Source organism: Rhodanobacter denitrificans (assembly GCF_003335105.1).
GTDB classification, from domain to species: Bacteria; Pseudomonadota; Gammaproteobacteria; order Xanthomonadales; family Rhodanobacteraceae; genus Rhodanobacter; species Rhodanobacter denitrificans_A.
The window spans coordinates 141722-152570 of the sequence record NZ_QFWQ01000011.1 but is presented as its reverse complement, the minus strand read 5'-3'; the positions used below and the strand labels follow the sequence as shown (position 1 = coordinate 152570).

Annotated in this window: 7 protein-coding genes and 1 pseudogene; 7 read left to right on the top strand and 1 reads right to left on the bottom strand. The window is 67.0% G+C overall.

Translation table 11 applies throughout. The annotated features are described in order from the left end of the window. The 5 genes and pseudogenes from DEO45_RS16035 to ntrC all read left to right on the top strand — a co-directional run. Nucleotides 1-709: RHS repeat-associated core domain-containing protein (locus DEO45_RS16035; protein WP_317616018.1), on the top strand; the 709-nt coding region annotated here is incomplete at its 5' end. Nucleotides 710-711: 2 nt separating this feature from the next. Then, nucleotides 712-1170: an Imm26 family immunity protein gene (locus tag DEO45_RS16550; RefSeq protein WP_147269715.1), complete on the top strand. Its 459-nt coding sequence runs from the start codon at nt 712-714 to the stop codon at nt 1168-1170. Nucleotides 1171-1578: 408 nt separating this feature from the next. Continuing rightward, nucleotides 1579-1790 (top strand): annotated as a pseudogene (locus DEO45_RS16760) (helix-turn-helix domain-containing protein); the annotation flags it as partial. A 158-nt stretch (nt 1791-1948) separates the two neighbouring features. Continuing rightward, on the top strand, nt 1949-2959 hold the full coding sequence (locus DEO45_RS16030; protein WP_114345749.1) for a two-component system sensor histidine kinase NtrB: 1011 nt from the start codon (nt 1949-1951) through the stop codon (nt 2957-2959). Next, the gene (gene ntrC, locus DEO45_RS16025) at nt 2952-4331 is read left to right on the top strand and encodes a nitrogen regulation protein NR(I) (protein WP_114345747.1); all 1380 of its coding nucleotides are present in this window, start codon (nt 2952-2954) and stop codon (nt 4329-4331) included. Before DEO45_RS16030 ends, ntrC begins: the two co-directional genes overlap by 8 nt. Before the next feature lie 93 nt (nt 4332-4424). On the opposite strand, the gene DEO45_RS16020 is transcribed toward ntrC, so the two are convergent. Continuing rightward, nucleotides 4425-8288, bottom strand: coding sequence for a GH36-type glycosyl hydrolase domain-containing protein (locus DEO45_RS16020; RefSeq protein ID WP_114345744.1), 3864 nt, complete (start codon nt 8286-8288; stop codon nt 4425-4427). Nucleotides 8289-8474: 186 nt separating this feature from the next. Here DEO45_RS16020 and DEO45_RS16015 point away from each other — a divergent pair, with 186 nt between their 5' ends. After that, a complete protein-coding gene (locus DEO45_RS16015) occupies nt 8475-9812 on the top strand; it encodes a glucoamylase family protein (RefSeq protein WP_114345741.1) in 1338 nt (445 codons plus the stop codon). Between the two features lie 31 nt (nt 9813-9843). Beyond that, nucleotides 9844-10749: a phosphogluconate dehydrogenase (NAD(+)-dependent, decarboxylating) gene (gene gnd, locus DEO45_RS16010; protein WP_114345776.1), complete on the top strand. Its 906-nt coding sequence runs from the start codon at nt 9844-9846 to the stop codon at nt 10747-10749. Nucleotides 10750-10849: the final 100 nt, after the last annotated feature.

Below are 10849 nucleotides of genomic sequence, written 5' to 3'. Positions count from 1 at the left end.
GTATTACGATCCGGCGGTGGGGCGGTTCCTCAGTATTGATTCAGTGGGCCCATCTGTTGGCAACTCATTCAATTTCAATCGATATGATTATGCCAATGACAATCCCTCTCGGTATACCGATCCGGACGGGCGTAGTATCACCGAAGCATTGGGCGGAGTGCTCTACGAAACAGCATCATTCGTCACGGGAAATGGATTCCATGGCAGCCAAATCGCGGGCGCCTTAGCGGATGGCTACAACGGTAAAGGTGACGGCAGACTGTCTGCGGCTTTTCAAGACTTGGGTACAGTTTCCGTTCTCACTGGAGGAATTGGAGCCCTGCGTGCGGTTGGTTCTCTTGCGGCTCGAGAGGGCGTCTCAGAGGGCTTGGGCGTAGTTTACAAAAGGACTAATCCACATAATCTGGAAGAGTATGTGGGTAAAGCAAGGTCATTTGCTCGTTATTTGGCAAGACAAGGTGAACACAACCGCGCGCTTGGAGTTAAGCACGAATATGAGATTATCGAACGTGCCCAGCCAGGCAAGGAACTTAGCTATTTGGAAGAAACTCAGATCCGTGCAAATGGCGGTTTGCAAAGGGAGGGTGGAACGCTTGCAAACAAATATCATGCCATGAGCCAGAAAAATTTCGAGGGATTTCAGGGCGTGTTTAGAGTGGAGGGTCGTATAGGCTCAATCAATCTTGCAAAGAAATTGGATGGTGGTTAACCATGATAAGGAAGAGAGTTAAATACAAAGTGGGCGACGTTTTTTTGATACCGTCCTCAAAGAACGGCTTCTATGTAGGGCAAGTTGCGGCTGATACTACAGCCGAGATCGGCGCTCCCTTCTGCTTTATCTATGATGAAAATGCATTGTCTGATAATGGATGTGAGAACCTCACGTTGGATACATCACAGATTATTAGCGCAAGTTTGATTACGCCCGAATTGATCAAATTCGGAGAATGGAAGGTATGTGCTAATAAACCTGTGCCATCGCACGTTGCAATGCAAAAATTAGAGCAAGCTCGCAAGAACGGGTTCGTAGGAAGCAAAGTAGTCGGAGGTGGTCTGGTTGCTGAATATCTAGACACTTTTTACGGTATCGTTGATGTAGATCAGTGGCCAGACCCAAATTACGTCTATCGTTTTTTCTTAGTCCCGCTACCCGCTCACAAAACCAGGTAAGCGTAAGGGATGCTCTGATCTATTCCCCGTGAGGCATCATAGCGATCTGCTCCCTGGAAGTGCATCAGCGGATTTAAGGGGAGAGGTAATTAAACATCGATCTTCGATCTTGGCCACCCGCGCGGATGGCAAGCGGCGGGCCTTCCCGGCGTCTTTTTCAACGTGTGCTGAAATCGCTCGTTGCCGAGTGCACGTTCCTAAAGAATGTGTTGCCGAGTGCGAGCGAGGTGATCATCGGTCATTCCGCTTAATTACTTCCGTGCCTTTAAATTGGACTTCTTCAATGCCGCCGGAGCGAACATCTGTTGAGTTTCATCCAAAAGTGAGCCACTTCACCGGGTGATTTCCATCCAATTTTGAGCCAGCTCCTACCTCCCTCCGCTCAAGTCCGAGCGGGAGTAAAAAGGAGTGATCGACGTGGCCTTATTGAGCGTAATTCGACGCTGGCACCTTCGCGACAAGATCTCGATCCGAGAGATAGCCCGACGCACGAAGCTGTCACGCAACACCATCGCCAAGTATCTGGCGAGCGGTGAGACCTCCCCGAGGTACCCCCCCGGAAGAGTCCGAGCCAGTTGGATGCGTATGCCGTAGAGCTGTCCGACTGGCTGCGCACCAACTAACGACAGTCGCGCAAACAGCGACGCACCTTGCGGCAGATGCATGCCGCTCAAAAGTTAAGCATCGCCGACAGGTTCGTTTAAGCCTTTCGAGTAAGCCTCACCGTTCCGCCGGAAGCCGATTTGCACCAAGACGAGACATTGCCCATGATGGTGCAATGAACGAGCTGGCGTGGCGGACGTGGGCGGAGCAGATGGCGACCGGGCTGGCCCTGGTCGACGGGGAGCTATGCCTGCGCTGGCTCAATCCGGCCCTGGTCGAATGCCTGGAGCTGGGTTTTCGCAATGCGGTGGGGCAGCCGCTGGGGCTGCTGCTGGACGACGCGGACGAGGGCGCGGCGCAGGCGGCGAAGGTGTTGGCGGAGCAGCGGCCGACGCAGTGGCGTGGGGTAGCACTGGCCACGGCCGACGACCGCAAGCTCAGCGCGGACATCGCGCTGCAGCCGTTCGGCGATGGCCTGCTGCTGGAAGTGCACGTGCTGGCCGAGCCGCCGTCGACCGGCTCGCCGCTGTCGGCCACCTTGCGCGGCTTCGCGCACGAGGTGAAGAACCCGCTGGCCGGCCTGCGTGGCGCGGCCCAGCTGCTGCAGCGGCGGGTCGACAGCGAGGACCTGCAGGCGCTGGCGGGGATGATCATCGACGAGGCCGACCGGCTCGGCGCGCTGGCCAACCGCCTGCTGCACCACGATGGCGCGGCGCAGCTCGGCCCTGTCAACATCCATCGCCTGCTGGAACGGCTGTGCGACCTGCTGCTGGCCGAACCCATGCCGCCGCAGCTGCGCCACGACTACGATCCCAGCGTGCCCGACCTGCACGGCGATGCCGACCGCCTGCAGCAGATCCTGCTCAATCTCGCCCGCAACGCGCTGGAAGCCGGCGCGCGCACGCTCACCCTGCGCACGCGGATCGAGCATGGCGTGCGCGTGGGCGAGCGGATGCTGCGCATGGCGCTGCGGGTGGATGTGATCGACGACGGCCCCGGCGTGCCCCCCGCGCTGCGCGACACCCTGTTCCAGCCGCTGGTTTCCGGCCGCGCCGACGGCACCGGCCTGGGCCTGGCGCTGTCGCGCGAGATCGCCCACGAACACGGCGGCGAGCTGCGCTACGCCAGCCGCCCCGGCCACACGGTGTTCTCGCTGTACCTGCCATTGGAGCGTACGCATGACTGAAGAAATCTGGATCGTCGACGACGACCGCGGCGTGCGCTTCGTGCTGGCCGAGGCGCTGCGTGATGCCGGGCTCGCGGTGCGCGAGTTCGATGCGGTGGCTGCTGTGCGCGCGGCGTTGCGCGAGGCGCGTCCCGCGCTGCTGCTCACCGACGTGCGCATGCCGGGCGAGGACGGGCTGGCCCTGCTCGGCGAGCTGCAGGCGCAGGGCATCGGCCCGGTGATCGTGATGAGCGCGTACACCGACGTGGCCACCACGGCCGCGGCATATCGCTTTGGTGCGGTCGACTACCTGGCCAAGCCGTTCGACCTCGACCAGGCGGTGGCCGCAGTGCAGCGTGCGCTGGCCAGCGTAGCCGTACCGGCAGTGCACGCCGGCCCGGCGCTCGCGCCGAACCACGCGCTGCTCGGCGAGAGCGCGTCGATGCGCGAGGTGTTCCGGCTGATCGGCCGTGTTGCCGCCAGCGACCTCAACGTGCTGGTCACCGGCGAGACCGGCACCGGCAAGGAGCTGGTGGCGCGCGCGCTGCACGAGGAAAGCGCGCGCCGCGACAAGCCCTTCGTGGCGTTGAACACCGCGGCGATTCCTTCGGAGCTGCTGGAGAGCGAGCTGTTCGGCCACGAGGCCGGCGCGTTCACCGGCGCTGCCCGCCGCGTGGCCGGGCGCTTCGAGCAGGCCGAGGGCGGCACGCTGTTCCTCGACGAGATCGGCGACATGCCGCTGATCCTGCAGACGCGCCTGCTGCGCGTGCTGGCCGGCGGGGAGTTCTACCGCGTGGGCGGGCGCGAGCTAATCCGCTGCAACGTGCGCATCGTCGCCGCCACCCACCAGGACCTCGCCGCGCGCGTCGCCGCCGGCCAGTTCCGCGCCGACCTGATGCATCGCCTCGACGTGGTGCGCATCCATCTCCCTGCGCTGCGCGAGCGTCGCAGCGACATCCCGCTGCTGGCCCGGCACTTCCTCGCCGCCACCGCGCAGGAGCTGAAGCTGCCGCCGAAACGCTTCTCGAAGGCCGCGCTGAAACTGGTCGCCCAGCGCGACTACCCCGGCAACGTGCGCGAACTGGAAAACCTGTGCCGCCGGCTGGCGGTGATCGCGCCCGGCAGCGAGATCCTGCCGGCCGACCTCGGCAGCAGCGCCGACGCGGCACGCGGCGGCGAATGGACCGACGCGCTGCGCGAGTGGGCCGTGCAGGCGCTGGCCGACGGCGAGGCGGACATCCACGCGCGCGCCCGCGCGGCGCTCGACCAGACCTTGCTCAACGTCGCGTTGCAGGCGAATGACGGTCACCGCCAGAACGCGGCGCAGGCGCTGGGTGTGGGCCGCAACACGCTGACCCGCAAGCTCGGCGCGTCGCGCACCCGGCGCGGGTGACGCTCGCAACTTATGCCGTCCTCCCGCATAGGGCGGGCACTGCCCGCCGCTTCCGCACGGGCGTTGCATGGCGAATGGCGGGCGGTGCCCGCCCTACGGGCCGAGCACAAGGCGCAGCCGGTGTGTCCCGCCGTCATCGGCCAGTGCCACGTCCTCGCCGGCGGCCTGCGTTTGGCCGTCCAATTCAATCTGCGCCACGCCACGGCAAACCCGCTGCGGGTTCTCCACCTCGATCTCGTAGCAGGTAACGTGCCGTTCGCTGCGGCGGCGGTAGGTGAGCCGGAAGCCTGGCCAGACCTTCGGTATGCACGGCTCGATGCGCAGCCGGTCGCCATGCAGATGGAAGCCGAGCAACGCCTCCAGCCCGGCGCGATACAGCCAGCCGGCGGAGCCGGTGTACCAGGTCCAGCCGCCGCGGCCGACGTGCGGCGCCACCGAATAGACGTCCGCGCAGGCGACGTAGGGTTCCACCTTGTAGCGCTCGATCGCGGCAGGACTGTCGCCGTGGCGGATCGGGTTGAGCAGGTCGAACAGGGCGCCGGCGCGATCGCCGTCGCCGAGGCCGGCCCAGGCGAAGATCGACCAGACCGCGCCGTGCGTGTACTGGCCGCCGTTCTCGCGCACGCCGGGCGGGTAGCCCTTGATGTAGCCGGGGTTTTCGCGGCTGTGGTCGAACGGCGGAGTGAACAGGCGGGCGATGCGGTTGACGTGGTCGACCAACAGGCGATCGACCGAGTCCATCGCCTGCATCGCGTGCGCGCGCTCGGTGCTGCCGGCCAGCACGCTCCACGATTGCGCGATGGTGTCGATGCGGCACTCGTCGCTTTCGTGCGAGCCCAGCGGCGTGCCGTCGTCGTAGTAGCCGCGGCGATACCACTGGCCGTCCCACGCCCGCTCCAGCGCGGCACGCAGCGCGTCGGCATGGTCGCGCCAGCGCTGCGCGCGCTCCTTCTCGCCGCGTCGTTCGGCGTGCGGCGCCTGCGTGGCGATCGTGGCGAGCAGGAACCAGCCGAGCCAGCTGCTTTCGCCGCGCCCCTCGGCGCCGACCGCGTTCATGCCGTCGTTCCAGTCGCCAGTGCCGATCAGCGGCAGGCCGTGTGCGCCGCGGCTGAAGCTGGTGTCGATGGCGAGCGCGCAGTGCTCGTACAAGCTGGCCTGCCGGTCGGAGGCCGCAGGCTGGAAGAACGCGTCGGTGGCGCCGTCGGGAATCGGCTGGCCGGCGAGGAACGGCAGCGCTTCGTCCAGCACGGCTGCGTCGCCGCTCACCTCGACGTAATGCATGACCACGTACGCCAGCCAGAGACGGTCATCGCTGACTTTCGTGCGGATGCCCTGGCCGCGTGGCGGCAGCCACCAGTGCTGCACGTCGCCTTCGGCGAACTGGCGGCCGGCGGCGCGCAGCAGGTGTTCGCGCGCAAGGTCAGGGCGGCTTGCGCACAGCGCCATCACGTCCTGCAGCTGGTCGCGGAAACCGTAGGCGCCGCTGGCCTGGTAGTAGGCGGTGCGCGCCCACAGCCGGCAACCGGCGACCTGGTACAGCAGCCAGTCGTTGAGCAGGATGTCCAGCGCACGATCGGGCGTGCGCACCTGCACGGTGTCGAGCAGGCCATTCCACTGCGCGGCGACGTCGGCGAGCACGCCATCGATATCGGCCGCGCGATATTTCCCGACCAGCGCCTGCGCGGCGGCCTCGTCGGCGGCCTCGCCGAGCAGGAGCCGCAGGTCGAGCTGCGTGTCCGGCGGCAGTTCGATGCGCACCTGCACTGCGCCGCAGGGCTCCAGTCCGGCACCGAGGCGGCCGGACAGCGGCGCGCCCTCGCGCAGCGCCAGAGGCAGCGCGACGGTGCCGAGCGGCCCCAGGAATTCATGGCGGTCGCCGGTCATCGAATGCGCGGGCCCGGCCAGGTCGATGAATGCCACGCGGTCGCCGAAATCGGGCCGCCAGCGGTTGCGTGCGAACAAGGCGCCGGTGCGTTCGTCGCGCGAGGTGACCACGAACGGCGCCGGCGTGCTGCCGTTCGCGCCCAGCGCCCATGCGACGTAGCCGGTCACGGACAACCGCCGCGTGCGCGGCGAGCGATTGCACAGGCGCAAGCGCGACAGCTTGAGCGGGTCGTCCGTCGGCACGCACTGCAGCAGCTCCAGCTCGATGCCGTGCGCGTCGTTCTCGAAGCGCGTCCAGCCCTTGCCGTGGGTGGCCGCGTAGCGCGCGCCGGCCACGCGGATCGGCAGCGCGGTGGCGCTCCACAGCACGCCGGTGTCCTCATCGCGCAGGTACAGCACGTCGTGCGGGCTGTCGCTGACCGGATCGTTCGGCCACGGCGTCAGCGGATTCTGCTGGCTGTTGAGCGACCACGCATACCCGCCGCCTTCGGCCGAGACGAGGAAGCCGAACGCGGGGTTCGCGATCACGTTCACCCACGGCGCGGGCGTGGGACGCTGTTCGTCGAGTTCGATCCGGTAGGCGCGGCCGCCATCGACGAAGCCGCCGTGGCCGTTGGCGAATTCCGGCGCGTCGGCGCGGGCGGTGACGGCGGCCGCCGTGGCGGTCGCGCAAATTGCCGCCGGCGCGGCGAAGGTGGACGTCGATCCGACCGCGGCCGACGCGGGCTGCGCCCCATCCAGCACCACGCGCGCCACGGTCAACAGGCCGTTGCGCAAATCCTCACCGATCGCGTCGTCGCGCAACGCGAACAGCTCGGCCTTCGGCAATCGGTCGTCGGCCTTCAGGCGCGCCTGCTGCGCACTCACCAGCGGAGCGAGCGCGGCCTGCAGCGCGTCGCCGGCGGCGTGCAGCAACACCACGTCGACGGCGAGTTGCTGGCTGCGCCAATGCTGCTGTGCCTGTAGCACCTCGTCCACGCGCGCCAGGTCGTCGGCTTCGCCGAGGCGCAACAGGAGGATCGGGCGGTCGCCGGAGATGCCGGCGGGCCACAGCACTGGCGCGCCGCCGCGTCCGCGCGCCAGTGCATCGGGCGCCGCGCGCTGGCGCGGATCGTTGTACAGCAGCGCGCTCATCCAGTGGGCGAATCGTGCCGACTGCGCGGCGCCGATGCCGAGCAGCGCGCACTCGGCTTCGGCATGTTGCGCCGCGGCGTCGAACAGCCTCGCGGCGGCGGCCGGATCGCCGAGTGGCGTGGCCAGTGCCATGGCGCCGTCGCGCGAATCGGCCAGCTGCGTCCACAGCAGCAGCGTCACGCTGCTGTTCGGCGCCAACGTGAAGTGCCGGCGCAGGCTGAATACCGGATCGAGCACGCAGCCGACCGTGTTCGACAACACGGCGCCCGGTTGCATCGCCTGCGCGTCACGCAGCGTGCGCAGGCGACCGAGGAAGCGCGCGCGATCGGTTTCGCATTCGCCGGCGTCGCCGCCATCCGCCCCGACGATCTGCAGTGCCTGCGCGGCCCACACTTCAGCCTCGCTGCTGTCGCGCCGCCGCCGCGTGGCCAGCAGGATGCCACGCGGAGCGTCCCACTCGGTCTGCACGAACATCTTGGAAAACGCGGGGTGCGCGTCGTCGGCGCCGGTCGGGCCGAGCACCAGCTCGGCGTACGAAGTCAGCGACAGCGTGCGCGTGCGGTCGCCGTGGTTGCTCAAGGTGAGCCGGCGCAGTTCGATGTCGGCGTCGGCGGCCACCGCCACCTCCAGCACGCTGTGCACGCTGTGGTGGCGCCGGCTGAAACAGGCGCGCCCGGCGTCGAACGCGACCACATCGTCCGGCCTGTGCGTGCCATACGGCTGCCGGCTGGCTGACCAGGTTTCACCGTCATCCTCGTCGCGCAACAGCAGGTAACTGCCCCAGCCGTCACCGACCGGATCCTCGCGCCAGCGCGTCACCGCCAGGCCGCGCCAGCGGCTGAAGCCGGAGCCGTTCGCGCCCAGCATCACGCTGTAGCGACCGTTGGACAGCAGGCAGCGCTGCTCCGCATCGATGCTGCGGGAGGAAGGCGAAGGCATGGCGACTCCTGTCGACGGCGACGAAAGTCCCAGCGTGCGCCGGGCGAAGCATAGGCGGCGTCAACCCGCGCTTCACCATGGCGCGGAGTAGGATGCATGGCGCATCCATCGGCGGCGATCCGGCGCCGACGGCGCGGCGTCTTGCGTGCCCGGGTGCCCTCACCGCGACAGGCCACGACGAGATCCATGCGTTCCCACCCACTCAGCAATCCATACGAAGCGGGCCCGCTGCTGCAACACCTGCAGAACAAGGCGTTCGCGTACTTCCAGTACGAGACGAACCTGGAGAACGGCCTGGTCGCGGACAAGACCGCGCCGGACTGGCCGGCCAGCATCGCGGCGACCGGGCTGGCGCTGAGCTGCTATCCGGTGGCGGTGGAGCGTGGGCTGCTGGGCCGCGATGCCGCGATCAAACGCACGCTGGCCACGCTGCGCTTCTTCCGCGACAGCGCGCAGGGCGAGCAGCCCGACGCCAGCGGTTATCGCGGCTTCTACTACCACTTCCTCGACATGCGCAGCGGCCGGCGCGCGTGGCAGTGCGAGCTGTCCACGGTGGACAGCGCCCTGCTGTTCGCCGGCATGCTCGCCGCCGCCGCGTACTTCAACGACGACACCGCCGAGCAGAAGGAAATCCGCGACACGGCGAACTTCCTCTACCAACGCGCGGAATGGCCGTGGGCGCAGGCCGCCGACGGCACTCTCGGCCATGGCTGGCATCCGGAAAGCGGCTTCATCCCGCATCGCTGGCAGGGCTACGACGAGGGCCTGCTGCTGTACGTGCTGGCGCTCGGCTCGTCCACGCATCCGCTGCCGCCAAGCGCGTATGCCGCCTGGTCGTCCACCTACGAATGGAAGCGCTGCTACGACATCGACTACCTGTACTGCGCCCCGCTGTTCACCCACCAGCTGTCGCAGGCCTGGATCGACTTCCGCGGCATCCGCGATGCGTTCATGCGCGACAAGGGCCTCGACTATTTCGAGAACAGCCGCCGTGCGACGCAGGTCCAGCAGCGCTATGCGATCGACAACCCGCTCGGTTTCAGGGGCTACGGCGAGTACTGCTGGGGCATCACCGCCTGCGACGGTCCTGGGCCAGCCACATCGAAGATCGACGGCATCGAGCGCCGCTTCGAGGACTACGTGGGCCGCGGCGCGCCGTACGGTATCGACGACGGCACGCTGGCGCCGTGGGCGGTGGTGGCCTCGCTGCCGTTCGCGCCGGAGATCGTGCTGCCGACCCTGCACCACTTCATCGACATGCTGCAGCTGCACGACGCGCATCCCTACGGCTTCAGGGCTAGCTTCAACCAGACCTGGATCGACCAGCCCGGCCAGTCGCCCCGTTGCTGGGTCTCGCCGTACTTCTTCGGCCTCAACCTCGGCCCGATCGTGCTGATGGTGGAGAACCATCGCAGCGGCATGCCATGGCAATTGATGCGCGGCTGCCGCGCCATCGTCGACGGCCTGCGCCGTGCCGGTTTCGACGGCGGCTGGCTGGATGCCGCGAACAACCGGGCGTCCTGATCCTTTCTTCTACTGCTACGGAGCAAACATGATGGAACTTGGCATGGTGGGTCTCGGGCGCATGGGCGCCAACATGGCCGAACGGCTGGTGCGCGGCGGCCACAAGGTCGCCGGCTTCGACCCGAGCGCGGATGCGCGCAAGGCCGCCGAGGCGAACGGCATTGCGCCGGCGTCCTCGCTGGAAGCGCTGGTCAAGTCCTTGCCCGCACCGCGCGTGGTATGGCTGATGGTGCCGGCCGGCAAGGTCACCGACGACACCGTCGACGCGCTGCTGCCGCTGCTGGCCAGGGGCGATACGGTGATCGACGGTGGCAACTCCAATTACAAGGACACCCTGCGCCGCGCGCAGCTGTATGCCGCACACGGCCTGGGCTACGTCGACTGCGGAACCAGCGGCGGCGTATGGGGCCTCAAGGAGGGTTACAGCATGATGATCGGCGGCGACGAAAAAACCGTCGAGTCGCTGCGGCCGATCTTCGAGACGCTGGCGCCGGCGAAGGACCAGGGCTGGGGCCGGGTCGGCCCGGTCGGCTCGGGCCACTACACCAAGATGGTCCACAACGGCATCGAGTACGGGATGATGCAGGCCTACGCCGAAGGCTTCGCGATCCTCAAGCACAAGGAGGAGTTCGGCCTCGACCTGCACCAGGTCGGCGAGATCTGGCGCTACGGCAGCGTGGTGCGCTCGTGGCTGCTCGACCTCGCCACCGACGCGCTAGGCAAGAACCCGAACATGGACGGCATCGCGCCCTACGTGGTCGATTCCGGCGAAGGCCGCTGGACCGTGAACGCCGCGCTGGAACTCAACGTCTCCGCACCGGTGATCACGCTGTCGCTGATGGAACGCTTCCGCTCGCGCGACAGCGATTCGTTCGCCGACAAATTGCTGGCGTCGTTGCGGAACGAGTTCGGGGGGCATGCGATCAAGAAGGAGTAGTGTGGGTCCGCATTGCTCTCCCGATGCTTCCGTAGGATCCCGCTCGCGGACGATGCTCTTGCCGCTCCCATGCTCGTTGCCCGAACGGCCGACTTCCTCT

Coding starts and splice junctions, on each gene's coding strand:
- DEO45_RS16020 (WP_114345744.1), bottom strand. CDS start 8,288: ATGCCTTCGCCTTCCTCCCGCAGCATCGATGCGGAGCAGCGCTGCCTG.
- gnd (WP_114345776.1), top strand. CDS start 9,844: ATGGAACTTGGCATGGTGGGTCTCGGGCGCATGGGCGCCAACATGGCC.
- ntrC (WP_114345747.1), top strand. CDS start 2,952: ATGACTGAAGAAATCTGGATCGTCGACGACGACCGCGGCGTGCGCTTC.
- DEO45_RS16015 (WP_114345741.1), top strand. CDS start 8,475: ATGCGTTCCCACCCACTCAGCAATCCATACGAAGCGGGCCCGCTGCTG.
- DEO45_RS16030 (WP_114345749.1), top strand. CDS start 1,949: ATGAACGAGCTGGCGTGGCGGACGTGGGCGGAGCAGATGGCGACCGGG.
- DEO45_RS16550 (WP_147269715.1), top strand. CDS start 712: ATGATAAGGAAGAGAGTTAAATACAAAGTGGGCGACGTTTTTTTGATA.